26 protein-coding genes are annotated in these 25795 nt (G+C 60.1%); 10 read left to right on the top strand and 16 right to left on the bottom strand.

Annotated features, from left to right (window positions below):
• Window positions 1-155 precede the first annotated feature (155 nt).
• Both cysK and epsC read left to right on the top strand, forming a co-directional pair.
• A complete protein-coding gene (gene cysK, locus BR00_RS02330; RefSeq protein WP_496476010.1) occupies window positions 156-1091 on the top strand; it encodes a cysteine synthase A in 936 nt (311 codons plus the stop codon).
• A complete protein-coding gene (gene epsC / locus BR00_RS02325) occupies window positions 1088-1981 on the top strand; it encodes a serine O-acetyltransferase EpsC (RefSeq protein ID WP_496476009.1) in 894 nt (297 codons plus the stop codon). Before cysK ends, epsC begins: the two co-directional genes overlap by 4 nt.
• Before the next feature lie 102 nt (window positions 1982-2083).
• On the opposite strand, the gene BR00_RS02320 is transcribed toward epsC, so the two are convergent.
• The 11 genes from BR00_RS02320 to xerD all read right to left on the bottom strand — a co-directional run bounded on the left by BR00_RS02320 (window position 2084) and on the right by xerD (window position 14623).
• Entirely contained in the window at window positions 2084-3403 is a 1320-nt protein-coding gene (locus BR00_RS02320; protein WP_496476008.1) for a tetratricopeptide repeat protein, read from the bottom strand.
• A gap of 11 nt (window positions 3404-3414) precedes the next feature.
• Window positions 3415-4710: a diaminopimelate decarboxylase gene (gene lysA, locus BR00_RS02315; RefSeq protein ID WP_496476007.1), complete on the bottom strand. Its 1296-nt coding sequence runs from the start codon at window positions 4708-4710 to the stop codon at window positions 3415-3417.
• A 15-nt stretch (window positions 4711-4725) separates the two neighbouring features.
• Complete coding sequence (locus BR00_RS02310) at window positions 4726-5148, bottom strand: hypothetical protein (RefSeq protein WP_496476006.1); 423 nt, start codon at window positions 5146-5148, stop codon at window positions 4726-4728.
• Window positions 5145-7730: a DNA mismatch repair protein MutS gene (gene mutS, locus BR00_RS02305; RefSeq protein WP_496476005.1), complete on the bottom strand. Its 2586-nt coding sequence runs from the start codon at window positions 7728-7730 to the stop codon at window positions 5145-5147. The genes BR00_RS02310 and mutS overlap by 4 nt, the downstream gene beginning before the upstream one ends.
• Before the next feature lie 57 nt (window positions 7731-7787).
• The gene (locus BR00_RS02300; RefSeq protein WP_496476004.1) at window positions 7788-8138 is read right to left on the bottom strand and encodes a lipopolysaccharide assembly protein LapA domain-containing protein; all 351 of its coding nucleotides are present in this window, start codon (window positions 8136-8138) and stop codon (window positions 7788-7790) included.
• Window positions 8139-8141: 3 nt separating this feature from the next.
• Complete coding sequence (locus tag BR00_RS02295; protein WP_496476003.1) at window positions 8142-8642, bottom strand: HIT family protein; 501 nt, start codon at window positions 8640-8642, stop codon at window positions 8142-8144.
• Window positions 8639-9379 (bottom strand): amino acid ABC transporter ATP-binding protein, encoded by a 741-nt coding sequence (locus tag BR00_RS02290; protein WP_496476002.1) that lies wholly within the window; start codon window positions 9377-9379, stop codon window positions 8639-8641. Before BR00_RS02290 ends, BR00_RS02295 begins: the two co-directional genes overlap by 4 nt.
• Complete coding sequence (locus BR00_RS02285) at window positions 9366-10172, bottom strand: amino acid ABC transporter permease (RefSeq protein WP_496476001.1); 807 nt, start codon at window positions 10170-10172, stop codon at window positions 9366-9368. Before BR00_RS02285 ends, BR00_RS02290 begins: the two co-directional genes overlap by 14 nt.
• A gap of 67 nt (window positions 10173-10239) precedes the next feature.
• On the bottom strand, window positions 10240-10983 hold the full coding sequence (locus tag BR00_RS02280) for a basic amino acid ABC transporter substrate-binding protein (RefSeq protein ID WP_496476000.1): 744 nt from the start codon (window positions 10981-10983) through the stop codon (window positions 10240-10242).
• A 77-nt stretch (window positions 10984-11060) separates the two neighbouring features.
• Entirely contained in the window at window positions 11061-13745 is a 2685-nt protein-coding gene (locus BR00_RS02275; protein WP_496475999.1) for a CBS domain-containing protein, read from the bottom strand.
• Window positions 13742-14623 (bottom strand): site-specific tyrosine recombinase XerD, encoded by an 882-nt coding sequence (gene xerD, locus BR00_RS02270; RefSeq protein WP_496475998.1) that lies wholly within the window; start codon window positions 14621-14623, stop codon window positions 13742-13744. The genes BR00_RS02275 and xerD overlap by 4 nt, the downstream gene beginning before the upstream one ends.
• A 61-nt stretch (window positions 14624-14684) precedes the next feature.
• On the opposite strand from xerD, the gene folK reads away from it, so the two are divergent.
• From folK to BR00_RS02245, 5 genes are all read left to right on the top strand, one after another.
• Complete coding sequence (gene folK / locus BR00_RS02265; protein ID WP_496475997.1) at window positions 14685-15194, top strand: 2-amino-4-hydroxy-6-hydroxymethyldihydropteridine diphosphokinase; 510 nt, start codon at window positions 14685-14687, stop codon at window positions 15192-15194.
• 9 nt (window positions 15195-15203) lie between these two features.
• Window positions 15204-15479 (top strand): transcriptional regulator, encoded by a 276-nt coding sequence (locus BR00_RS02260; protein WP_496475996.1) that lies wholly within the window; start codon window positions 15204-15206, stop codon window positions 15477-15479.
• A gap of 48 nt (window positions 15480-15527) precedes the next feature.
• A complete protein-coding gene (locus BR00_RS02255) occupies window positions 15528-16025 on the top strand; it encodes a hypothetical protein (protein ID WP_496475995.1) in 498 nt (165 codons plus the stop codon).
• Window positions 16026-16108: 83 nt separating this feature from the next.
• Entirely contained in the window at window positions 16109-16429 is a 321-nt protein-coding gene (locus tag BR00_RS02250; protein ID WP_496475994.1) for a PilZ domain-containing protein, read from the top strand.
• A gap of 213 nt (window positions 16430-16642) precedes the next feature.
• Entirely contained in the window at window positions 16643-17908 is a 1266-nt protein-coding gene (locus BR00_RS02245) for a M23 family metallopeptidase (RefSeq protein WP_496475993.1), read from the top strand.
• On the opposite strand, the gene BR00_RS02240 is transcribed toward BR00_RS02245, so the two are convergent.
• Both BR00_RS02240 and BR00_RS02235 read right to left on the bottom strand, forming a co-directional pair.
• Window positions 17905-20394: an ABC transporter permease gene (locus tag BR00_RS02240; protein ID WP_496475992.1), complete on the bottom strand. Its 2490-nt coding sequence runs from the start codon at window positions 20392-20394 to the stop codon at window positions 17905-17907. The genes BR00_RS02245 and BR00_RS02240 overlap by 4 nt on opposite strands.
• Entirely contained in the window at window positions 20391-21053 is a 663-nt protein-coding gene (locus BR00_RS02235; RefSeq protein ID WP_496475991.1) for an ABC transporter ATP-binding protein, read from the bottom strand. Before BR00_RS02235 ends, BR00_RS02240 begins: the two co-directional genes overlap by 4 nt.
• Window positions 21054-21063: 10 nt before the next feature.
• Between BR00_RS02235 and BR00_RS02230 the strand changes: the two genes are divergently transcribed.
• Window positions 21064-21711, top strand: a complete 648-nt coding sequence (locus tag BR00_RS02230) for an arylesterase (protein ID WP_496475990.1) — start codon at window positions 21064-21066, stop codon at window positions 21709-21711.
• Between the two features lie 119 nt (window positions 21712-21830).
• Complete coding sequence (locus BR00_RS02225; RefSeq protein WP_496475989.1) at window positions 21831-22532, top strand: pseudouridine synthase; 702 nt, start codon at window positions 21831-21833, stop codon at window positions 22530-22532.
• Window positions 22533-22578: 46 nt separating this feature from the next.
• Here the strand turns inward: BR00_RS02225 and lolA are convergent, their stop codons facing one another.
• On the bottom strand, window positions 22579-23211 hold the full coding sequence (lolA, locus tag BR00_RS02220) for an outer membrane lipoprotein periplasmic chaperone LolA (protein ID WP_496475988.1): 633 nt from the start codon (window positions 23209-23211) through the stop codon (window positions 22579-22581).
• A gap of 82 nt (window positions 23212-23293) precedes the next feature.
• Between lolA and BR00_RS02215 the strand changes: the two genes are divergently transcribed.
• A complete protein-coding gene (locus BR00_RS02215) occupies window positions 23294-24490 on the top strand; it encodes an MFS transporter (protein WP_496475987.1) in 1197 nt (398 codons plus the stop codon).
• Between the two features lie 74 nt (window positions 24491-24564).
• On the opposite strand, the gene panB is transcribed toward BR00_RS02215, so the two are convergent.
• Together panB and panD are read right to left on the bottom strand one after the other, a co-directional pair.
• Window positions 24565-25398, bottom strand: a complete 834-nt coding sequence (gene panB / locus BR00_RS02210; RefSeq protein WP_496475986.1) for a 3-methyl-2-oxobutanoate hydroxymethyltransferase — start codon at window positions 25396-25398, stop codon at window positions 24565-24567.
• Window positions 25395-25748, bottom strand: coding sequence for an aspartate 1-decarboxylase (panD, locus tag BR00_RS02205; RefSeq protein WP_496475985.1), 354 nt, complete (start codon window positions 25746-25748; stop codon window positions 25395-25397). Before panD ends, panB begins: the two co-directional genes overlap by 4 nt.
• Window positions 25749-25795 lie beyond the last annotated feature (47 nt).

Genomic DNA, 25795 nt, shown 5'->3' with positions numbered 1-25795 from the left:
TTTTCATAGAGATGCCAATCTTGTGGTGAATGGCGTCGTCCTCAAGACCACGAATCCCTGTGGCCGGGCACACCCTTGACGCTTCGGGCGATTCGCGCCAGACCCCGGCAGTACGCCGTTGTTGCGGAACCCTTGTGGCCACCAGGAGAATCCTCATGCCCATTGCCCGAAACGTCCTCGAACTCATCGGCCGCACCCCCATGGTCATGCTGGCACGCCTGACTCAGGGGATGTCGGCCCAAGTTGCGGTGAAGCTCGAATACTTCAACCCCATGGCTTCGGTGAAAGACCGCATCGCCCTGGCCATGATCGAGGCTGCCGAGGCTTCCGGGGAGCTTGCTCCAGGAGCGGTCATCGTGGAGCCCACCAGCGGCAATACGGGCATTGGCCTTGCCTTGGTATGTGCCGTGCGCGGCTACCATCTGATCTTGACCATGCCCGAATCCATGAGTCTGGAGCGCCGCATGCTCCTGGCCCATATGGGGGCGGAGATCGAGCTCACCCCCCGGGCAGAAGGTATGGCCGGGGCGGTGCGCCGTGCCGAAGCAATTGCCCGAGAGCGGCAGGCCTTCATGCCCCGGCAATTCGACAATCCTGCCAATCCCGAAGCCCACAGCCGCACCACGGCGGAAGAAATCTGGGCCGATACCCATGGCGCCATCGACGTCTTTGTCGCTGGAGTGGGTACCGGCGGTACCCTCACGGGCGTCGCCCGGGCCTTGAAGCCCCGGCGTCCTGGGCTCGTGGCCGTGGCCGTGGAGCCTGAAGCGTCGCCCCTCCTTTCCCAAGGCATTGCCGGCCCGCATCCCATTCAAGGCATTGGGGCCAATTTTGTGCCCACGATACTTGACCGGTCGCTGATTGACGAGGTCCTCACCGTCTCTGGGGAAGAAGCCATGGAGACCGCGCGGCGCCTTGCCCGGGAAGAGGGGATTATGTGCGGCATCTCGGCGGGAGCCAATGTGGCCGCGGCCTTGCGCCTGGCTGCCCAGCCTCGCTTTGCGGGCAAATTGGTGGTGACGGTGATCTGCGACACCGGTGAGCGCTATTTGAGTACCCCGCTTTTTGTTTCCAAGGAAAACAATAAATGAAATCAAAGATCAATGGTAATTCGGTCCTGAGCCAAGTAGTGGATGCCTTGTGTGCCCCGCAGTCCTACCAGGGGGTGTACCACGAGCCTTCTTTTGGCTCTCCCATGCCCTCGGTAGAAGCTCTGGCCGAAGTGGTGGAGCGTTTGCGCTCGGTGCTGTACCCCGGCTATTTTAAAGAACCCTTCATCACTCCGCGCAACATGGCCTATTTCGTCGGCTCCAAGCTGGAGAAGGTGCGGCGAGAACTCTCCCGGCAGATTGCCCGGGGGTTTTGTTTTTCGTGCGCGGAGGGCACGTGCACCAGCGAGTGTGAGGACCGGGCCGATGCTCTGGCGGATGCCTTCTTGCTCACCCTTCCCAAAGTGCGCCATCTGCTCGCCACCGACGTACAGGCCGCCTACGTGGGGGACCCGGCAGCCAAAAGTCCAGGCGAAACCATATTTTGCTACCCATCCATTCGGGCCGTCACCAACCAGCGCCTCGCCCATGAGCTCTATGGGTTGGGCGTGCCGCTCATCCCGCGCATCATCACCGAGATGGCCCATTCGGAGACCGGCATCGACATCCACCCTGGCGCGCAGATCGGCGAAGGATTCTTCATCGATCACGGCACCGGAGTAGTCATTGGCGAGACCTGTATCATCGGCACCAATGTCCGCCTGTATCAAGGCGTGACCTTGGGCGCGAAGAGCTTTCCCAAAGATGAGCAAGGGCACTTGGTCAAAGGTATCCCCCGGCATCCCATCGTGGAAGACGATGTGATCATCTACTCCGGCGCCACTGTGTTGGGACGCATTACCATTGGCCGCGGAGCGGTCATTGGCGGCAATATGTGGGTGGTGGAAGACGTACCGCCCGGCGCTCGAGTGTACCGCAAAGAGCCCCATTGATATGGGTGGGCGCTTGCCCTGCCCACTGCCCCAAAACGTCATGCCCAGAAGCCCCAAGGCCTCTGGGCATGTTGTTTCGCGGGGGGGGTCCCTCAAGAGCCGCTATTTGCGGCTGCGCAGCAACTCGACCTGTTCATGAAGGTAGGTGGCGCCGGCCATGTCGCCGCGATCTTCCAAGGTACGGGCAAGAGATTCCATGGCCTGCAAAGTCAATGGGTGGCGCTCGCCGAGGCGGCGTTGGCGGATTTCCAAACATTGGCGCAGCATGGTCTCTGCCCGTTCCATGTTGCCCAGGCGGCGGTGGACCAGTCCGAGGTTGAAGAGCACCTGGGCGGTGTCCAGATGGTCCGGCCCCAAGGTGGCCTGGGAGATGTTCAGGGCTTCGGTGAAAAGCTGCATGGCCTCCGGATACTTTTCCTGGGCGTAGGCGGCTTGGGCCGCATATCCCGCTGCCACGGCGATATCCGGATGCCCGGCGGGCAAGGCGTATTCCCGCAGCTCCAAGGCTCGCTTGAACGAGGCTTCTGCCTGCGCCGGGCGTTTGTTCGCCAACTGCACCTTGCCCAAACTCACGAGTGTATCGGCAAAGGGCACTGCCACCGATGGGCCAAGCCCCTGCAAGATCGCCACACTTTGCTGCAGCGCTGCTTCAGCGTCGGCATTCTTGCCTTGGGCGAGCTGCACCTCACCCAAGGCGCCCAGGGCTTGGGCGTAGAGTACTTGGTCCAGATTCCGGGTCATGTCCTGGGCGCGGCGGGCGGCCACCAAGGCATCTTCGGTCTTCCCCGCCTCCAACTCGGCGCGGCTGAGGCGAATGAGCAGCCGGGCAAGGGTGCGATCCTGAGCACCCAAGGCCCGCTCCCGGACCTCCACCGCCCGGGAAAGCATGGAAACCGCCTCGGCACGCAGCCCTTTGCGGCGGTAGAGATCCCCAAGGTTTCCCAAGGTCTCCGCAATATCCGCTGGAGTTCCTCCAGCAGTGCGTTCCCGGATTTCCACGGCCTTGAGGTAGAAATCCTCGGCAGCAGCGTCATTGCCGCGGGCGGCAAAGAGGGTGCCCAGGGCCGAAAGGGTCGTGGCCGTCTCTGGATGGCTCGGCCCCAAAATTTGCTCGCGCAAACGCAGCGCCTCGCGCAGGTTCTTTTCCGCGGCGTCGTACTGCCCGAGGGCCACCTGGACGATGCCCAGGTTATGCAGGCTCGTGGCCAGGTCGGCGTTTTCCGGCGGGGTCATGGTGCGGGCCACGGCGAGTGCCTCCTGGGCGGAGGCCAGGGCCGCGTCATAGGCGGCCTGGTTGTAGAGCTCGAGGGTGCGGGTGTTGAGGGCAAGCCATTGGGGGGACGAGTCCGAGGGCCCCTTGGTGGTGGCACACGCACCAAGGGCCACAAGGAGCAGGGCAAAGACCACAGTCGTGAAGCGCATCACCTTGTTCCTTATCCTTGGGTTGAGGAGGAGGGGATTCCCAATTCCTCCAGTCGGGCGAGGCCGTCTTCTTCCGGCCCCACCAAGTCCTGGTAGGTCTCCCGGCGGCGGATGAGCAGGTGCTTGTCTCCATGCACCAGCACCTCCGCCACCCGGGGGCGGGAATTGTACTGGGAGGACATGACAAAGCCATACGCCCCGGCAGAGAACACCGCCAGGAGGTCTCCTTGGACGACCATCGGGATCTCCCGATTTTTGGCAAGAAAATCGCCGGACTCGCAAATGGGACCCACGATATCCGCCACCAAGGGCGGCGCGTCCGGCCGCTCGGTGACCGGAGCGATGCGGTGGTAGGAGCCGTACAGGGACGGCCGCACCAGATCGTTCATGCCTGCATCCACGATGACGAAGTGCTTTTCCCCGTTTTGTTTGAGGTATTGCACCTCGGTGACAAGGATGCCCGTGTTGCCGGCGATGACGCGGCCGGGTTCGAGAATGATGGTGAGATCGGTTCCCTGGACAGCTTGGGCCACAGCTGCGCCGAGTTCTGTGGGATGCGGGGGCTCTTCGGCGTTGTAGGTGATGCCGAGGCCGCCGCCCAAATCGAGGTAACGCAGGGAAATCCCTCGGGCGACAAGTTGACGGTAAAAGTCCATGAGCCGGGAGAGGGCTTCGATGAAGGGAGAAAGCTGGGTGAGTTGGGAGCCGAGGTGGCAGTCCAACCCCACAGGCTCCACGCCGGGGAGCTTTTGCGCAAGCGTGTAGGCGGCGAGGGCTTCATCCATGGGCAGGCCGAACTTGTTTTCCCGAAGACCCGTGGAAATGTAGGGGTGGGTCTTGGGATCCACATCCGGATTGATGCGCAGACTGACGCGGGCGGTTTTCCCAAGGCTGGAAGCGATCTCGCTGATGCGCTCAAGCTCCTGTACGGACTCCACGTTGAAAAGCAAAATCCCTGCTAACAACGCCTCATGGATCTCGTGGCGTTTTTTACCGACTCCGGAGTACACGATGCGCTCCGCAGGCACCCCAGCGCGCAAAGCTCGAAAGAGCTCTCCGCCGGAGACGATGTCCACCCCTGCTCCGGCTTGGGCCAAAAGCCGAAGGATCGCCAGGTTGGAATTGGCCTTCACGGAGTAGCAGGTGAGGTGCGGCACGCCGGCAAAGGCGCTGTCCATGGCCTGGTAGTGGCGAAGCCAGGTGGATGCGGAGTAGATGTAGAGCGGAGTGCCGTACTCCGCCGCGAGTTCTGGCACGGGGATGTCTTCGGCATGAAGAACGCCATGATGGAAATGAAAATGGTGCATGGGAGATTCCTCGCTTTACGGTTCGACAGTGATGACCGGGGAGAGGGCTGGGGGGAGTGTGGCAAAGGTGTTGTCCACTCCTACGCGCAGCCGAAAAGTCTCGGGGAGGTCGAGGCCGCATACGCGCAGCACGTAGCTGTTCTCCTGCCGCCGCACTCCCGGTTCGTACGGGGAAATTTGGCGCACCATGGAGGGCGCAAAGGGGCATGTGGGGCAGCCGCCCGTTTCCACTTCCAGGCGGAAGAACTCCACATTGGCCAGGTTGCCGCCAACCTTGACGGCGATCCACAGACAAGGGCCATCCCGACGGGCTTCAATGGTGTCCACGAACACCTGCTCGTCCTGGGCTTGGGGCTTGGGCCATTCTTTTTTCCCACACCCCCACACAAAGGTTGTCAGAAGCAAAAACCAAAGCGCCACTTTACGATTCGTGGTCACGAGCTTGACTCCACAAGGTTTTTCCAACGGTTGAGAAGCTCCAGGGCCTTTTGCGGAGTGATGGACGCAAGGCAAAGGGTTTGGAGCTCACGGAGCACAGGGTGGGGAGAGGAGGGCGTGGACGCCGCGCCGGTGAAACGTAGCGGGGTACAACTTGCGGTCTTTTTCCCCCGGCCTTCCAAATGCTGCAGGATTTCTTTGGCCCGCTGGATGACCGGTGCAGGCACCCCAGCGAGTCGCGCCACCTCGATGCCGTAGCTGCGATCCGAGGGTCCGGGGACGAGGCGGCGCAGAAAGATGATCTCTCCCCTCCATTCTTTGATGGCCATAGTGCAGTTCTGTACCCCGGGCAAGCTGGCTTCGAGGGCGGTGAGCTCGTGGTAATGGGTCGCAAACAGGGTCCGGACACCGCCGTGGCGTCGCACGAGCTCTTCCGCCACGGCCCAGGCAAGGGACATGCCGTCAAAGGTGCTCGTGCCCCGGCCGATTTCGTCCAGGATGACCAATGATCGACGGGTTGCCTGCCGCAGGATGCGGGCGGTTTCGATCATCTCCACCATGAAGGTGGAATACCCCTGGGCGAGATTGTCCGAGGCGCCGACCCGGGAAAAGATGCGGTCGCATAGGCCGATGCGGGCAGAGGATGCAGGGACGAAACTGCCGATTTGGGCAAGGATGCAGGCGATGGCCGTTTGTCGCAGGATGGTGGATTTCCCCGCCATGTTGGGGCCGGTGATGAGGAGCATCCGGATCGGGTCTTCCAGACGGATGTCGCTGGGGATGTAGTTCCCCCGTCCCACGGCGGCCTCTACCACTGGGTGGCGGCTCTCCTTGAGGACGATGTCCATGCCGTCGTGGATTTCCGGACGACACCAGCCGTGGCGCAGGGCCGCCTCGGCGAGGGCTTGAGTCACGTCCAGACGGGCCAAGCGGGCCGCCTGGGCGGCGAGACGCGGATGCCATGTGGCCAAGGTGGCGCGAAGTTCGGTAAAGAGCTCGTACTCCCGGGCCTTGCGCGCTTCGGAGGCCCCAAGGATGCGTTCTTCCAACTTTTTGAGCTCTTCAGTGATATAGCGCTCTGCGGTGGCCAGAGTTTGGCGGCGGATGAAATGGGGAGGGGCGCTGTCCGCTTGGGTACGGGAAAGTTCGAAGTAGTAACCGAATACTCGATTGTATCCGAGCTTCAACTTGGGTAAAGCGCTGCGCTCCTGTTCTTCTTGCAGGAGTCGAGCTAAGGCCTCTTCTCCGTGCTCCGAGAGTTCCAAAAGTTCGTCGAGGCGGGGGTCGAATCCGGCGCGAAAGATGCCCCCTTCGGTGATGAGCGCCGGTGGATTGTCGGCAAGGGCGCGCGCGAGCAGGTCTGCGGCCTCGGCCAGATCGTCCCAGTTCTCTTGAATGGCGGCAAGCTCTGCAGGCAAGGGATCGAGGTGGGCAAGCCACTTGCGCAGGCGGGGCATGGCGGCCAGCGTGTGCCGCAGGGCAGCCAGATCCCGAGGACTCGTGCGATTCATATGGATGCGGGTGGCCAATCGCTCGAGATCGTAGACATCGCCCAAAAGCCGCACCAAGGTTTGGCGCTCCCGGTCGTGCTCATAGAGAAAGGCAACGGCATCAAGCATGCGTTCGATGGAGTTTTTGTCGCGCCAGGGCTGGCGCAGACGCGCCGCCAGAAGCCGCGCTCCCATGGGGGTGCAGGTGGCGTCCAAGAGGTGCCACAGGGTGCCCTTGCCTTTGCGACCGTCAAGGGTGCGAAAGATTTCCAGGTTGCGGGTGGTGAGGTCGTCGATGAGGAGACCTGCCCGGATGTCCACAGGAGAAAACGGCTGCAGATGGGTCGCAGGGCAGCGGTGGGTCATCTCCAGATAGCTCAAAAGCGCCCCACAGCAGCGTGTCAGCTGCGGCATATCCTCTAAATCCAAGGCGCTGAGCGAGGCCACTTGCTGCGCGGTCTTCACCCGTTCTGCGGCGGATGTCAGGTCGAAATGCGCCAGCGGCCACCGGGTGATCCGACGGGCGGCAATGCTTGGGGGAAGCGGCGTCTGCTGACGATCCGGCACCAGGATCTCCCGGGGCTCGATCTTGCTCAGCCAGGCCAGCACGGTGCCAGCGTCTTTGGCCGCAACCCCGCTCCATTGGCCGGTGGAAACATCGGCCCAGGCCACGGCCGCGCCGTCGTCCTCGACGAGTACCGCGGCGAGAAAATTGGCGCTGTCCGCCTCCAAGCTGGCGTCTTCCACCACAGTGCCCGGAGTCAGCACCCGGGTGACTTCCCGCCGCACCAAGCCTTTGGCCTGGCGTGGATCCTCTACCTGGTCGCACACGGCAATGCTGTAGCCGCGTTCCAGGAGGATTCGGGAATACTCATCCAAGGCATGATGGGGGATGCCGCACATGGGCACAGGGTTTTCCGCATTGGGATTGCGGCTGGTGAGTGCAATTTGGAGTTCTTTCGCTGCAATTTCAGCGTCTTCGAAGAAGAGCTCGAAAAAGTCTCCCATGCGAAAAAAGAGCAGTGCCTCGGGGTACTGCGCCTTGACCCCGAGGTACTGCTCCATCATGGGCGTGATTTTTGGTGGCGTCATAGATGGACAACACAACGCCGGACACCGCGGGCCCTCCACGCATCCGACGTCTGCTGGTTACGCTGCGGAGTCGGCATCCGGGGCAATGGGCGATTCTTCGGCAGGAGTGGACAGCGGGCGGTTGGCGGTCACTTGGGCTTCCAGCTCGGCCACCTGCTTTTTCAGAGTGCGCACTTGTGCAGACAGGCGCATCCGCTCCAGGAAGAAATAAAGCGTGCACAGCACCGCGCCCACAAGAAAGGAGCTGAGGATAGTGATATAATACGGTGTCGCAGGCATCTGAATATGCACGCCAAATGCGGACAAACTCAAGGAGAGCTCCTGCATCAATGCGTCATGGTTTTGGACTACAAAGAGCATGGAGAGAAAAAAGAGAAGCACCAAGCCCAGAACTTTGAGATACCGCATAGGTCACCTCGTGGATTGAAGGTTGAGAAAGAGTGGACGAAGCTTTGCGTACGTGGAGCGCAAATGCTCCGGGATAACCGAAACCTCATTCATGACAGCCATGAAAGAATGATCCCCATTCCATCGGGGAACAAGATGCACGTGGAGATGCTCACGGATTCCTGCGCCAGCGGCTTCGCCGATATTCACTCCGATGTTGATACCATGGGGATGAAATGCCTTTTCCAGTACCTGTGCAGAAATTTGGACGTATTCCATGATTTCATGAAGCTCTGCTGTGGAGAGCTCGGTCACATGCTGTACATGCCGGTACGGAGTGACCATGACGTGCCCATTGCTGTAGGGATAGATGTTCATGATCACAAAACAGTGTTGGGCACGGCAGAGTACGAAGCGTTCTTCGTCTTCTTCCGGGGTTTCTGGAAGACAAAAGACACAGGTGTTGGGTTTGGGCCCGAGGATGTATTCGATGCGCCAAGGGGCGTAGAGGGTTTTGCGAATCATAGGATTTGGCTCAAAAACTTTTGCGTGCGGGGATGCTTGGGGGCAGCAAAAAGTTGTTCCGGTGGGGCCACTTCCAAAATCTGTCCCTGATCCATGAATACCATGCGGTCTGCGACCTCCCGGGCAAAGCCCATTTCGTGGGTTACGACCACCATGGTCATGCCTTCCCGGGCGAGCTGGGTCATGACTTCCAGCACTTCGCCGATCATCTCTGGATCCAGGGCCGAAGTGGGCTCGTCAAACAGCATGATTTTGGGCTGCATGGCAAGGGCCCGGGCAATGGCCACCCGTTGCTTCTGTCCTCCGGAGAGCATGGCGGGATAGACGTCCGCCTTATCGCGGATGCCTACTTTGTCGAGCAGGGCCATGGCGAGGTTTTTGGCCTCAAGCTCCGGCATCTTTTTGAGCTTCATGGGGGCCATGACGATATTTCCCAGAACCGTCTTGTGGGGGAAGAGGTTGAAGTTCTGGAAGACCATGCCCAGTTCTTGGCGGATGAGATTGATGTCATGCTCCCCGGAGTGGACATTTTTGCCATCGACGATGATCTGCCCCGCATCGATGGTTTCAAGGCGATTGATGGTTCGCAGCAGTGTCGATTTTCCCGATCCGCTGGGGCCGATGATGACGACTTTTTCCCCGGTGGCGATATCGAGGTTGACATTGGACAATGCCTGCAAACTACCAAAATATTTGAAGACGTTTTGAATCTGGATGATCGGTTCAGGAGCGTTCATAATAGTCGATTTTGCTTTCCATGCGGCTCACCGCCTTGGAGAGGATCAAGGTAATGATGAGGTATACAAGAGCGACAACGGTATATGCCTCGAAATACAGAAAAGACTCACTGGCAAATTCTCGTCCACGCCGCAGGATGTCTGATACCGCGAGGATGGATACCAAAGAGCTGTCCTTGAGCAGGGCGATGAATTCGTTGCCTACTGGAGGCAAGATGGTGCGCCAGGCTTGCGGCAGGACCACCAAGGCCATGGTTTGTGTTCGGTTGAAACCTAAAGAGCGTGCCGCTTCGGTTTGGCCCTTGTCGATGGAGTCGATGCCGGCGCGAAAGACTTCGCCCATGTAGGCACCATAGCAGATCCCCATGGCGAGCACGGCGGCTGCAAGCGGCGGCAAGGAACTGAAGGCCTCAATGCGCCCGAGAGCATAGTAAATATAGAAAAGCTGGACAAGGAGCGGGATGCCACGGATTACTTCCACGTACGTGGACGCCACGAGGTTGAAGAAACGGTTGCGCGAAAGTCGTCCAAGGCCTGTCACCAAGCCAAGCACCAAGGAGAGCAGAATGGAAAGCAAGGTGACCTGAAAAGTGACGACGATGCCGTCCGGCAAAAAGGAAAGAATATGGAAATAGGGGTCTGGGCGCGAAACGCAAAGATACACCAGGACAGCAATGGCGCCCACAAAAGAGACCCACCAAGCGGTAAAGAGGCCGTGGTCTTTTTTGGACGGAATGGCAGCGCCATCACCGATATCGATTTTGACTGGCTGTGGTTGGTTTTGTTGATTCATAGAAATTTTTGTGGATAAAAGAAAAAAATATCATGCCGGAAGCAAAGCTTCCGGCATATCAAAAGCTTTAGTTGTTCTTTTTAAACCACTTTGCGTAGATGGCATCGTATTCGCCATTTTCTTTGATCTTTTTAAGTCCTTCATTGATGAGTTGAAGGATTTCCTTATTTCCTTTTTTGACTGCAATACCCAAATATTCTGGTTTGTCAGACGCAATAGTGAAGGCAAGTGTCAATTTTTTGGAGTACTGAGGATGCTGCAGGGCATAGTCTGAAGCTACCGGGCTATCGGCAATGACGGCGTCCAGACGACCATTATAGAGGTCTTCCACAGCCAGGCCGATTTCATCATAGGACTTGGCCTGGGCTCCGTCGATGGTCTTGGCCACGAAGTATCCCGTGGTCCCCATCTGGGAAGCGATGGTTTTGCCCTTGAGATCTTCAATGGAGGTAATCTTGGCGCCTTTGGCAGTAATCACGCCTTGTTGCACCTCGAAATACGGATCGCTGAAGTCCATGGCCTGTTTGCGTTCTTCGGTGATGGATACGGACGAGGCTACGGCGTCGTATTTGCCGGCGGCCAGGCCCGCAAAGATACCGTCCCAGGCAGTGTTTTTGAGCACCGGCGTAAATCCCGCAGCCTTTCCAATGGCGCGGACGATGTCCGGACAAAAACCAACGATCTGTTTGTTGGCGTCGAGCATTTCCATGGGCGGGTAGGTGGCGTCCACGGCAAAGACGATTTCCTTGGCCAAGGCAGGGGAGCCTAGGCACGCAACGACCATCAGGGCAACAAGGGCGCGTCGCAACATCTTTTTTCCTCCATAGGGTAACAGATTCCAGAACCTTTTGCCTCCCGCGAGGGGGACGAAAAAACATTCGCTGTTGCCTAAAGAATGCCGGCACTTCGGTCAAGGGAGCGCGTCTTTGGGTGCGGTTGCCCCCACACCCGAGCGAACCTGGCTACGGCTTGGAGTTGCTCCTCCCGGCTCGTCCAGGACCCATTGAGCAGTCCCCGGCGCACAGCCCGTAAAATTCGACCGTACACCGGGCCAGGAGGGAGTCCCAAGGCGGCGATGTCCGCTCCGGAGACGAGCAGCTTCATGTCGCGAAGCGTCGTGAGATAAAGGGAAATGTTGCGTTTGATGTCGTGGTTGGTGCTCCGGGCCATGGCGTAGAGCAGCCCTTCCAGGGGCAGTGACTCCAGGATTTCCGCCAAGCGTGCCCGGGAGATTCCCCGACGCAGTCCCTGCTCCAGGCCCATGAGGGCTCCGCGCACCTGGTAGCGGAGGGTTGCAAGCGAGGAGTGCTGCTTTTGTGAGACCCCAAAACGCTGGAGCAAACGAGCGAAGTCGGCGGACTCCATGCCCGAACACAGGGCAAGGAGGTAGACGATCCATGCCTTGGGGCGTTCAGGACGATACAAAAGTCCATGCCAGGTGAGCACACGTTCGACTTCCCGCAAAAATGGTTCCTTGCTTGTGGGAAAATGGAGGGCAGAATGGATCTGCTGCAGTACCCCCAAAGAGCGGAGGCGTAGGAGTGCATCCACAGGAGCTGCGTCACTTAAAAGAAGCACCAACTCATGAAAGATGCGCCCGCCGGACAGTCGCTGAAAGAGATTGTGGCGCAGGGCGTTTTTGATGAGACGCTCGGTTTGGACATTGATGGTAAAGCGGAAGCGCTGCTCAAAGCGCACGGCCCGCAGGATGCGGGTGGGGTCTTCCACGAACGAGAGAGAATGGAGCACCCGGATGACCCGGTCCTTGAGGTCTTGCTGGCCGCCGAAAAAATCCACCAGGAGGCCGAAGTGATCGGGGTCCAGGTGGACCGCCAGGGTGTTGATGGAAAAATCCCGCCGGAAGAGATCCATCTTCAGCGAAGAAAGCTCTACCACCGGCAGGGCCGCAGGATACTCGTAGTATTCTAGCCGGGCAGTGGCGACGTCGATCTTCTCCCCGCCGGGAAGAACGAGTACCGCCGTATGAAATTTGGGGTGCGGCCGCACGCGTCCTCCCAGCTGCTTGCTCAAAGCGTGCGCAAAGGCAATGCCTTCGCCTTCCACGACGAGGTCGATGTCGTCATTGGGATTACCGAGGAGGACGTCGCGGACGAAGCCGCCCACGGCGTATGCGGGCATCCCCATATCGTGTCCTACGCGACCGGCGGTCTCCAGCAGTTCCACCGTGGCGGGGGCAAGGCGTTCACGCAGTACATGGGCGATGGAGCGTTCCGTGCGTCGTCCAGGGAGCAGGGATTCCGGGATGCGGGCGGGCTCCTGCACCAAAAGGTGAATAAGGTCCGTGCGGGTGACCACTCCCACCATGGCCCCTGCCCGCATCACGGGCACCAGGCGTTGCCGTTGACCGAGGATGATCTCCATGACTGCATAGAGATCCTCGTCTTCGGCGACGGAACGGATTTCATCCTGCATGTATTCCCGTACCCGTTCGTCTCCCAAACCGTGAGCCACGGCCTTGTCCGCCACGGCATGCTCGATGATGCCCACCGGCGTTTGCGCCTGCGTCACGGGGAGCGCCTTGAAGCCATAGCGGGTCATTATACTTGCGGCTTCTTGCAGTGTCTGGTCCGCGTCGATCCCCACTGCTGGGGCGGACATGAAATGGCGTACCAAGCGGCTGTGATGGATGGAAGAGTAGAGCAAGGCGAAGAGTTCGTCTTTGACTTGCGCCAGCGTGCGGTCCTTGATGGAGGCCGATGCAGCATACGGGTGACCGCCGCCGCCAAAAGAGCGGCAAATGAGCCCTGCATCCACCTCCGAGATCTTGCTTCGAGCCACGAGCTGGACGCGGTCCGCCATGCGGCAGAGAGCGAAAAGTACGCGGATGTTTTCCATCTCCATGAGTTTGTGCGCCAAGAGGGCAAAGTCCGCCATGTAGGTCTCAGACTCGGCATCCGCCACCACGATCTCGATGCCGTTGATGGTGTGGGTGACGGCGGAGTCCAGGAGGCGGGAAAGGAGGGTCAGCTGTTCCGCGGAGAGGTCGCGGCGCAGGATGTCATGGATGATATCCAGATCCATGCCGTTTGCCCGCAGCCAAGCTGCGGCCTGAAAATCGTGCTCAGTGGTGGAGGAGAAGGTGAAATGTCCGGTATCCTCGTAAATGCCCAACCCAAGAATCGTTGCTTCGTCGGCAGTCACCGTGATGCCGCGGTCCCGGAGTTCATGGACCAAAATACTCGTGGTCGCTCCCCAGGGAAGAATGATGGATTTTTCCGCGTAGAGATCATTTGTTTCTCCGAGATGATGATCATAGACATGTACTGTTGCCTTTTCGAGAAGATGCTCCACATGGGGAATACGACTTTTCTGCGCTGTATCGACGACGACAACGGTGGTGATGTTTTGTTCTTTGATATCTTTGATATTTTGAAACTGAAAAAGATACATGACGCTTTGCAGAAAGTAGTTGCGAAGCGCACTTTCTTGGCTCCCTGGAAATATGAGCGCTGCATGCGGATAGAGCTTGGATGCCGCGATCATAGCTGCCAAAGCGTCGAAATCCGCGTTGGCATGGCACGTGATGACAGTGGTTACCGGGGTATCGCTCATGGGTCGTTTCGGGGGTGATGCAGGTGGTGTAAGGCGCGCAAGCGGCTCGTGTGCACATGGGTGTAGATGGTGGTGGCGCTGATATCGGCGTGTCCCAAAAGGATCTGTACCGTGCGCAGGTCCGCCCCGCCTTCAAGGAGATGGGTGGCAAAGGAGTGGCGTAGGGTGTGGGGCGAGACGGCCGCAGAAATTCCCGCGGTTTGGGCATAGCCCTTGATGAGCTTCCAGACCCCTTGCCGGGAAAGGGCGCGTCCAAAGCGGTTGACAAAGATCCGCGGCACTTGAGGATGGAGTCGGGGCCGAAAAAACTTCAAGTATCGCTCGAGGTTTTGTGTGGCGATCTCGTGCAGAGGGGCGAGGCGTTCGGCATCGCCCTTGCCGATGACCCGGATGACGCCTGCCTGAATGTCCACGTCCTCCAGGGTGATGGAGACGGCCTCGGACACCCGAAGTCCCGCTGCGTACAGAATTTCCAGCAGGGCGCGGTCTCGGGCCCCCAGGGCGGTGTCGGGGTCCGGCGCGGCGAGCAGGGCGGCCACCTCGTCTTGGGAAAGGACCACGGGCAATGTGCGCGGGATGCGGGGGCTGTCCACCAGGCGCGCAGGGTTTTGGCCGCCGCGGCTTTCCTCCACAAAGGCGAAGAAGCCTCGTAAGGCGGAAAGCTGGCGGGCGAGCGTGCGTGCGTTTACCCCTTGGGCTTTGCGGCTCGCCAAGTATGCCAAGATGGTTTCGGCGTCGATATCCTCCAAAGGAATCCCCGCATGGCTCAGAGCGTCCCTAAAGGCGGACAGGTCCGCAGCGTAGGCGGCGACCGTGTTTTCGGACAGCCCCCGAATGACGGTCAGGTGGGTGAGGTAGGCGTCGAGCAGGGCATGCATGGCGGAGTTCGTACCCAAGGCGTCTTGCCGGTACAAGGGAAAATGAGTAGCGCCCTTGCGCATGACGCATGTGCCATGCCACGCCTTCTTGGGCTTGGGATCCAACAAGGGGGAAAGCGAGCGGCTTCTCGCCGAGGCGCGAGACCGTATTTCCCGCATCCCCCAGACAAGTCTGGTGGCGGTGTCGTCCATATACCGGACCCAGCCCCAGCTTCATGCCGACCAACCGTGGTTTTGGAATCAGGTCGTGCGCGTTGCGACGTCGATCTCCCCCTGGGAGCTTCTGGCGGCCACCCAAGCCATTGAAGCGGAACTCGGGCGCGACCGCGACCATGAAGTGCGTTTTGGACCGCGCACCATGGATATCGACATCCTCCTGTTCGGGGACACCCGCATTGAAGGCTCGGTCCTCACCCTGCCACATCCCCGGCTGGCAGAACGCGCCTTCATGCTCGTGCCGCTGTTGGAGCTGGAGCCTGAAGCCGCTTTGCCCGACGGCACCTTGTTGCGAGAGGCGCTTGCCCGCATTGCATACACCTGTCGTGATGGACATATCTGGCAACCCAACTAAGGAGAACACATGATCAAGTTCCTCGTATTTATTGCGGCTGGATTTCTTTTATACAAGCTTGTCATGGGCGATCGCCGCAAAAAAGAAGAATTGCGCCGGGAAACCCAGCGAACCATGGAAAAGGAAGGTGTTCTCGTCAAAGATCCCATTTGCGGGACTTACGTGTCGAAGGATTCCGACATTCGGGTCAAAAACGGCGACCAAACCTTCTGTTTTTGCAGTTACGAGTGCCGGGAAGCGTATCTGGAGAAGATTCAGAAAAAGGCCAGCTCAACAGATACATAATGTAAATTATGTAAACTTAGGACTGTTCGAAATCTTGGGAGAAAAAACATGGCGCTGCGTTCGCGGATGTTCCTTTCATGGACTTTGGGGCTCTTCGTTTTCGCCGCCTCCGCCGCGGCCTCGCCCTTCAATGCATCGGACAATGGGACGGTAACGACGCAGCCCGCAGCATCAATCGCAGCGTCCCAAACCGGGCTGGCAAGAATTCCCCTGGATGTCCAAAGCATGGGCTCGGACAGTTCTGGGGCACTTCTTGGGTTCAAACTCAAGGAGGCGGTTTTGCAGAGCTCCTTTTTTGCCTTGACCCCTGGAGGCAAGCATTTCGTGCTGCGCCTGATCACGAGGCCTGAATTCGGAGATCGGCCCTATTTGAGCTCCGCATATGCGGTTGCCCTGTATTACCAGGAAGCGCCGGACATCTTGCCCTACTTTCTCGACGTACGCTGCGGCCTGGTGGATGCGGAAAATGTCCAGGCGGAAATTAATGCCATTTTCGACTGGACATCGGATTTGACGAAAAAGTTTCACTACTTACTTTCCCAATAAACAAACAGGCGAAAAACGGAGATTTTTCTTGCCTTGCTCCACGAATCTGTGGTGAGGTGAGATCAAGCCCCAGGAGGTGCCGCATGACTCCCGATCGTTTATGGGAAAGACAGACCTGCTTCGAGCCATGCGAGGCCGAAGTGACTGACACGGGGGAGCGTGTGCTCTGTCACGTGCTCGATTACAGCTTTACCGGAGTGCGTTTAGGGGTTGACCGCCCCTTGCCGGTAGGCGCACGGTTGCATGTGCGGCTCCGGGAGGGTTCGCCGGGCCCCCTTGCCTCCCTTCTTGTTCGGCCAGCGGCCATAGCATGGTGTCGGCCAGCGCAGGATCCTGGACAGTGGTTTTTTGAAATCGGGCTCCATGTCGCGGATGCCTCTTCTCCTCGTCGCCGAAAAGTTTGAAAATTTGTACCAGCGAAGGGCTTGTTCTCGTGCTATCTCCTGGATAAGGCGGCGTACGTATAGTCTTTCAGGACGCATCAGCCGTAACCCAGGGATATGCTTATGCGCAATAATTTGCACAACACCTTTCGCCGTCCCCGATCCCTTTTTGCTCGCTTCTTGACGTGCTGCGCCGTGGGCGTGGCCATCAGTATTATGGGAGGAGGACTCTTCGTGCTCCTTTTCCATCCAGAGCTGACATTTTCCAGTATCCAACAGCAGACCGAAGAACCTGCCCCGCTGGAGGGCACCACTTCTCAGGAAATCGTCGTCCCTACAGCTGCAGAGGTGGACAGCCCCCCGGACTCCACGCTGGAAGAACCAGAACTCACCCGCATCGTTCGGGAAATCCAGCAGGGGGATACCCCCACCTCGCTGCTGACCGAACATCTTGACATCAAAGATATCTATTCCTTGTGCAGTGCAAGCGAAAAGGTCTATTCCTTGGAGCAGCTTCGGGCAGGTCAGCCGTTGGTGATGCTGCTCGAGGGAGAAAAGCTCGTGGGGCTGGAATACGAAATTGACGCCAATGAACGCCTGGTTGTTGATCTTCAAGGAGAAAGCCCGAAGATCCGCAAGGAACCAATTCCATACGAAGTTCACCAGGAAACCATCGCAGGGACCATCGATGGGTCTTTGTGGAATTCTATGCAGGCCCTAGGAGAAAATCCGGCGCTTATCGTGCGTTTGGCCAACCTTTTTAGCTGGGACATCGACTTCCACCGCGAGATCCAGCCAGGCGACTCCTTCGAGTTGATTGTGGACAAACGCTTTCGTGAAGGTGAATTTGCCGGATATGGGGATATTCACGCCGCCAGCTTCACCAATGCAGGCACCACGTACTACGCCTTTCACTATACCACGAGCAGCGGTGAATCTGGATATTATGATGTGCATGGTAGATCTCTGCGCAAGGATTTTTTACGCGCACCCTTGCCATTTCTCAAAATTTCTTCGGGGTATTCCATGAGCCGGATGCATCCCATCCTGGGATACCGCAGGCCACATCAAGGCATTGATTATGCAGCGCCCACAGGGACACCTATTTTTGCCGTAGCCGATGGAACCATCGTTGGTCGAGGCTACAATGGATCCCAAGGAAATTTCATTGTTATCCGCCATTCCGGTGGAATGGAGACAACGTACAACCATATGAGTAAATTCAACCCTAATTATAAAAAAGGCTCACGTGTCAAACAAGGTGCGGTCATCGGATATGTAGGAAGTACCGGATACGCTACTGGTCCACACCTCGATTTTCGCATGCGGATTGGAAAAAAATACATCAATCCTCAGGAATATTATAAAAAGCACAAGGCCACGCCCTCAAAGATCCTGGCCGGAAAGGAATTGGCCCGCTTCCGCCAACACATCGCCGTATGGCAGGCAGAGCTGGAGCGTCGCGCCACAGCCATTGCTCAGGCTCAAAAACAGCCCTAGTCGTTTCGCAGCCACCCCCAGGGGGGCAGCCGCAGCACAACCCAGGTGCGTCGCAAGGCCAGTCCCATGGCAATGCAAGCACCTGCCAGAGGGACGAGCACCGCTTGAGCGGCGCTCCAGCGAAAGGTCAAGCGCAGCATGCCTTCCACCACCCCCTGAGACGCGAGCGTTGCAATGCCCATGGCCATCACGCTCGCCACGAGCGCCGCGAGCAAAAACTCCACTGCAAGGATGCGCACCGTCTGCAGACGGGTGGCCCCGCACACTTTGTAGACCACGGCTTCGAAATGCCGTGCCTCCTGGTCTGCGGCAAAACTTCCTATGAGTACCACAAGGCCCACCGCCACGGCAATTCCTCCCAAGAGCGCCATGGCAAGCCCCAAACGTTCCACCACGGCGCTCACTTCCGCGAGGATACGCCGCACATCCACCACAGCCACTTGGGGGAACGAGCGCGTGAGCGCGGCAAAAATTTTTTCCGCGGCCCCTGGTGCGGCATGCAGGGTGCCGAGCAAGGTGCGGGGGGCGGCTTCCAGCACTCCAGGGGCGAAAATGACGGCGAACTGGAGATTCAAGGTAGTCCAGTCCACCCGGCGTACGTTCATGATGGTCGCCTCCACTTCGCGGCCCAAAATATTGAAGCGCAGCGTGTCCCCCACGTGCACTCCAAAGCCTTGGGCCAGGTCTGCGGTGATGGAAACACGCGGCTCGGCAAAGGCAGCGTTTTCCGGCCACCATGTACCCGCCACCAGGATACTGCCTTCTGGCAGCACCGCCGCCGAGGTGAGCGCCCGGTCCGAACGCACGGCCCACTGCACCTCAGGGGCGATGGGCACGGTCTCCACTGCTTGACCGCGAATATGGGTGATGCGGCCGCGTACCACCGGCTGCAAGCGGACACGCTCTGCTCCAGCCGCATGGGCCACTTGACGGAAGTGCTCCTCTTCGTGCGGCGGCACGTCGAGCACAAAAAAGGTGGGGGCATGCCGGGCGATCTCTTCGCCCAAGGAAGTGTGCAGTGAATCCGTCACCAAACGTATGGCCCCCAGCATCCCCAAACCCAGCCCCAAGACGAGCACCATCCGGGGGGCCGACGCTCCGGGGCGGGCCACATTGGCCATGGCCAGGCGCAGTGTCGGCCAAGGAAGCCTCCGCCCCAAGCGGGCTGCAGCACGCACCCCCATGGCCGCAAACCAAAGTGCCGCAAAGCTTGCGCCGACCCCGAGCACAAACCACACGCCCAAACGAGGGCGATCCGCCAGGAGAATGACCAGCGCTCCAAGTCCGATCCCTCCCAGCGCCGCCACCCCCCATGCCCACAAAGGCGCTTTACGGGCAAAGCCTACGCCCCCGGCACTCTGACGAAACACCACCGCCGCCGGCACCGCCACCGCACGGCCCAAAGGGAGGGCCGCGAATATGACCAACACACTAAGGCCGCATGCGGCGCTCATGAGCATGGGGAATAGATACCAGCCCGGGACCACCACTTCCACGCCCCACGCCGCAAGGATCCAGGGCGCACACGCCCCGAGCGCCACCCCTGCTGCGATGGCGAGCCCTCCCGCCAGGAGCACGGCACCTCCGTGCACCACGAGGAGCACCCGGGCCGAAGCGCCCAAGGCCTTCCACACCGCGAGTTCCAGCAGTCGGGACGCCATATGGGCGCGGACCCCGCTTGCCACGCCCAGGCCGCCCACCAAAAGGACTCCCAAGGCCACGAAGGAGCTTACGGTGCGCAGGCGTTCGAGTACGGTTTCCATGCGACCGGAGGCGCGTGTAAAGGGGCGCACCCGCCATCCCGAGTCCCCGATGGCGGCGAGTTCTTGCGCCACTGCTTCGGCGCGGGAAGCATCGGGCAGGCGCAGCGCGTAGGTACTCTGAAAAAGGCTGCCGGGAACCATGAGCCCTGTGCGCTCCATGGTCTTCAGGGAGACCATGACCCGCGGCCCCAAGGTGAAGACATCCAGAGACCGCCCGGGTTCGTATTCGATGACCCCCTGGATGGTCAGCCAAGAGCTCCCCAGCCGTACCCGGTCTCCCACTTGGACATCCAGACGCCTCAAGACTTCAGTGTCGACCACCACGCTTTCCGGAGCAATCTCCGCGCCGGTCATGCTCCCGCGGCCGGCGACGGCAAGCCTGCCGTAGAGCGGGTAGGCTTCGTCCACGGCTTTGACCTCCACCAGTGTGCTCTTTTCCTGGGTGTGGAGCATGGTGCGCAGCGTGATAGAGTGGCTTTGGTCCCCGTATGCGGCAACACGCTGCAACTCTGGGGAAGACAGGGTGCGCGAGGTCAATCGGATAGCGACGTCTCCTCCCAGGATCTCGCGGGCGTCCAACTCCAGGGCCTGACGTACGGAGGCCGCGGTGGTGCCGATGGCGGTCATGGCTGCCACGCCGATGGCCAAGCAGGCCAGGACCAAGCGGCTGCCCTGCACCCCGCGCCGCCATTCCCGCAGGCACCAGGAAAAGAGCGTCCTCATAGCTCCTCCAGATGCCCACGAGTCAGGCGCATGCGACGCTGGCAGCGTGCGGCCAGGCCAGGGTCATGGGTCACCAAAAGGAGGGTGGTGCCATGATCTTCGTGCAGGCCGAAAAGCAGTTCCATGACCCGCGCGCCGGTGGCGGCGTCCAGGTTTCCGGTGGGTTCGTCGGCGAGGATGAGGGCCGGTCCGCCGGCAAAGGCCCGGGCAACGGCGACGCGTTGCTGCTCTCCGCCGGAAAGTTGGGAAGGCAGATGATGCAGCCGGTGCTCCAGCCCCACCTGAACCAGGGCCTGCCGGGCCCGCTTGCGGGCATCGGCTATCCCGGCCAACTCCAAGGGAAGAGCCACGTTGTCCTCCGCGTTCAAGGCAGGGAGGAGGAGGAAGTTTTGGAAGACAATCCCCACGTGCTGCTGCCGGAACCGGGCCAACCCATCTTCGTCCATGTGGGAAAGATCGTGGCCGGCCACGTGGATGCTTCCTGCGCTCGGGCGCTCCAGGCCGGAAAGGAGCATCAAAAACGAGGTCTTGCCCGACCCCGAAGGTCCGACCACGGCCACACTCTCACCGGCCTCCACCTGAAAATTGAGGTTCTGGAGCACGTTGACCGGCGCAGCGCCGGAAATTAGAGTCAAACTGAGATCACGTACGACAATCATGGGGGCATGCATGCGTCTTTTCTCCGTATTTTCCGCCCTTGGCGCCATGATGGCAACGCCGGCCCTGGCAGGGGGGATCACGATTCTTGCCATGGGTGATAGCCTCACCGCTGGCTATGGTCTACCACCTTCACAGGCATTCCCTGCAGTGCTCGAACGTGAGCTCGTCTCCCGCGGCTGGGAGGTACGGGTCATCAACGCCGGGGTTTCCGGGGACACCTCCGCCGGGGGGCGCAGCCGTATGGCCTGGGCTTTGGCGGACAAGCCCCGACTGGTCGTCCTCGCCCTTGGGGCCAATGACGCTCTCCGCGGCCTCTCCCCCCAAGCGTTGCACGACAATCTCGAGGCCATGATCCAGGCGGCGCAGGACTCCGGGGCCCGAGTGGTCTTGGTGGGCATGTATGCCCCGCGTAATTGGGACGCCGACTACCAGCAGCGTTTCAACGCCGTGTACCCGGAACTCGCCCAACGCTACGGCCTTGCCCTGTACCCCTTTTTTCTCGAAGGTGTCTACGGGCATCCCGAACTCTTGCTGGAAGACGGCATGCATCCCAACGCCGCTGGCGTCGAGCGGATGGTGGCCGGGGTGTTGCCGCTGGTAGAAGCGGAGCTGAAGCGCCTGCGTGTCGAAGAAGGCGGGTCGGCCGATCATTCGTGATGTCCACACCAATCCCACCCTTTTGGCGTTGGCGCCCTGCGTTCCTGGACGCCTCGGTGCCTCCCGTTGGTCCGTACACCCCTCCTGCTGGCTTGGATGTGGTCTACGAAGACCGGGATATGGCCATCATTCACAAGCCGGCAGGGCTGCTCAGCGTCCCCGGACGGGATCCGGCCTTTGCCGATAGTGTCCTGGCTCGGGTGCGGCAGCGCCATCCCCATGCCCAGGCGGTCAACCGTTTGGATCTGCCCACCTCCGGGCTTGTGGTGGTGGCCCTGCGCCGCAAGGCGGAAAGCCATCTCAAGGCCCAGTTTCAACATCGCCAAGTGGCCAAGGCCTATCTGGCGGTGGCTGCCGGCCGCGTGCGCGCCCCGCATGGACACATCACCTTACCCATGCGCTGCGACTTTCCCCGTCGCCCCATGCAGACCATCTGCCTGAGCGCAGGCAAACCTGCCTGGACCGAATTCACGGTGCTCGAATACTTCCGCGACGAGGCCACCCTACTTCTCCTCACCCCCCACACCGGCAGGTCCCACCAGCTGCGCCTGCACCTGGCGGCCATAGGCCATCCGCTCCTCGGGGACTCTTTCTACGCCCCGCCCGCCGTGGCCACGGCGGCTCCACGTCTGCTTCTCCACGCAGCGGCCTTAGGTCTCATGCACCCTTACCGCAACGAATGGATGTACTTTACCGCGCCCTGCCCCTTTGTCCCGGAAGTCCGCCTTCCAGACCTGGTCGCGTCTCAGCCGGGCCCGTGGATGCCCCTGGAGGGGACGCTGACAGCGGCGAGCGTGCACCACCCGCAGACGCCGCATTGACCAGGCCGGGACTGCACTGCTCAGAGATACGTCCCGGCTTTGCGCTCTACTGCACTTTCCCTGGAATGACCTGCGTTCCTTGCGGTGGCGTAAACGTAAATATTTTGGAATCCACCGCCGGGTCGAGCTCGATGGCCTTGAGCTCGATGGCGTTTTCATTTCCAAAGAAGTCTACGATGCGGATGCGCTCGAGCAGCCCATCTTCAGGACGGATCCATACCCGTGCGAAGGTCAATCCCGGCTCAGGCTCCTTGGGGGTGAGCTCCAAGAGATGCAACCCCGCATCCATGCCTTTGTCGACAATCGCAAAATCTTCTTTGAGGTTGGCTTCCCCGGAGATAAAACGCAGCATGGTCTTGGATTGAAAAATCTGTTCCGTAGTGTATCGGTATGCAATACCGTCTTCCGGAAGGTACTCCCACACCGCTTGCGGCCCGACAATCAAGAGTTCTTCTTCGGGGCTGGTGGTCTCCCAGCGCAAGAGTTTGGGTTTGGAAAAGACGATGGATCCAAGGCGCTCCTCTGTTTTTTGGGTTGCAGCATTGGTGAGGTGCTGGGTGAAAAATGCGCGAAAAGAGTGCAATGTTTCATAACGCTTTTGCACCGTATCCGTAATATCTGCGGCAAATACCAAAGCCGGAAAAATCGTGCTGCAAAGAAGTGTTACGAGAATTCGCATATCATACTCCTGGAACTCGAAAGTTGCCTTGCACACAAGGACAGGATAGGAGCGCGGGCTCGCAACCGCAACTGCCCGCGCCATGACCACCAACACGCCCTCTTTTCGAAAAGCCGTTCCGGCTCTGCTCCTGCTGACCGGAGTATTTTTTGTCAATTTTCTTTCCCGTACGGTACTGGGACCACTCCTTTTGCCCACGAGTGAGCGCCTGGGCGTGAGCCTTGCCACCGCGGCCCAGGCCTTCGTGGCCCTGTCTATAGGCTACAGCACCGCCGTATTCGGGGCGGGATTCCTTTCCAGCCGCATCGGCCACCACCGCACCATTTGTCTGTGTCTTTTCCTCTTGGGAGGGAGTCTGCTCGGCATCTCCAGGACCACAACCTTGGGCGGGCTTCTTTCCTGGGTGCTGATTTTGGGCCTGGGGGCAGGGCTCTACATGCCTTCCGGCGTGACCACCATCACCACTGTCACTCCCCAGTCCGGCTGGAGCCGGGCCTTTGCCCTGCATGAGATGGCGCCCAACCTCTCCTTCGTCCTGGCCCCATTTGTCGTGGAATTGGCCGACCGCTTGGGGGCCGCCACCATGACCTTTGCCTGGATCGGCTGGGCGAGCCTTGCCATGGGCATTCTCTATGCGTGGCGCGGGCCTCGTATCGAGCGCTTGGGCGTGGCGCCCCGCCTTGCTGCCTTGCGGCCGCTCGTGCAGAATCTTTCCTTTTGGGCGGTGGTCGTTCTCTTTGTCATCACCGTGGGTGTGGAGGTGGGCGTCTACAGCGTGATCCCCGCATATCTGGTTCATGACCGGGGGCTTTCCGAGGCAGCGGCCAATACCTTCTTGGGTGCTTCCCGTGTGGTCTCCTTGGTGGTGCTGCCTTGGATGGGGTGGATCACCGAGCGGTTCGGCTTGGTGCGCACCCTTACGATATGCATGCTCGGGGTGAGCCTTGCCACATGCGTGGCAGGCGTCGGCCCTCTGCCGATGAGCCTTGCCCTGCTCACCCTGCAGCCGCTTCTGGCGGTATGCTTCTTTCCAGTGGGGTTTGCGGTCTTGGCCCGGGTGGTGCGCAGGGAAGAAAGCGACCTCAGCGTCTCTTTGGCGGTCACCTGCACGTCTCTTCTGGGCTCCGGACTGCTTCCCGCCGCCTTGGCCGCCTGGGGCGAGCGCGCAGGCTTTGCCTGGGCCTTTTTGGGCTTCGGCGTGGCAAGTCTGGGGGGAAGTACCATCGCCCTGCGCTCTCTGTGGCGCCACCAAAGGCACACGCTGACGGAGAAGCCGTAAGCGCGAGTCCCCGGTGCCTTTGGTGCGTCTTCTGGCGAGAGGCTTGCGTCAACAAAAGCAGGACGCGGGCAGGATTAAGCCAGCGGCGTCAGGGCGCGGTCGAGCTCTTCTTCGTCCATGGCGAACCCCTGGTCAGCCTCGGGGAAAGCGCCGTGACGCACCTGGTCGGCAAAAGCGGCGATACCTTTCGTGGCCAGAGCGCCCAGGTCCGCATAGCGGCGGACAAATTTCGGCGTCTGTCGGGGATACATGCCGAGGAGGTCATGCCACACGAGCACCTGGCCGTCGCAATGGGGACCTGCGCCGATGCCGATGGTGGGGATGCGCAGTCGCTCGGTGATGACGCGGGCAAGGGGCGTGGGGATGCACTCCAAAACCAGCATGAAGGCCCCTGCGGCCTCCAGGGCCTGGGCGTCTTCCAGCAGCGCCCGGGCCTGGGCCGCGGTTTTGCCCTGTACGCGAAATCCCCCCAAGGCCGTGGCCGATTGTGGAGTCAGGCCGATATGGCCGCATACGGGTACCCCGGCGCGCACGATGGCCTCCACGTGAGCGGTAATGCTGCGTCCGCCTTCGAGCTTGACCGCATGGCAGCCGCCGTCCTGCACCAGGCGGCCGGCCCGCTCCACGGCGCAGGCCACCGAGCTCGTGCTCCAAAAGGGAAGATCGCCCAGGATGAAGGTATCCGGAGCTCCGCGCCGTACTGCCCGGGTGTGGCGGACCATGTCGTCCATGGTCACCGGTACCGTGGAATCATGGCCAAGCACCACCATGCCCACGGAGTCGCCCACCAGGATGAGATCCACCCCGGCCTTTTGCGCGAAGTAGGCGGACGGATAGTCGTAGGCCGTCACCATGACGAGCTTTTGGCCTTGGGCCTTGGCCTGAGCAAACTCCAGCACGCCTTTCATGGTCGCACCTCTTTGATTTCGTTGCGGCGGTCCACCAAGACCACCCGCGGTTGGTGCCGCCCCATTTCCTCCGGGGTCATCTGGGCGTAGGCCGCGATGATGAGGAGATCACCAGGCATGGCCAAGCGGGCGGCCGCGCCATTGACGAGAATTTCCCGGCTGTTTCCTTCGATGGCGTAGGTGGTGAATCGGGCCCCGGTGGTCACGTTGTACACGTCTACCCGTTCGCCGGGGACAATGCCCGAGGCTTCCAACAATTTTGGACAAATGGCGATAGAGCCTTCGTAGTCCAGACAGCTTCCGGTCACCGTGACCCGGTGCAACTTCGCCCACAACATGGTTCGGAGCATGGCAGTATCCTTAAGGGAGAGGCCTCCCCAGACGTCTTTTGATGATG

The organism is Thermodesulfomicrobium thermophilum DSM 16697 (assembly GCF_059568695.1).
The sequence above is the reverse complement of the archived record's forward strand: the minus strand, read 5'-3'. Positions and strand labels throughout refer to the sequence as shown.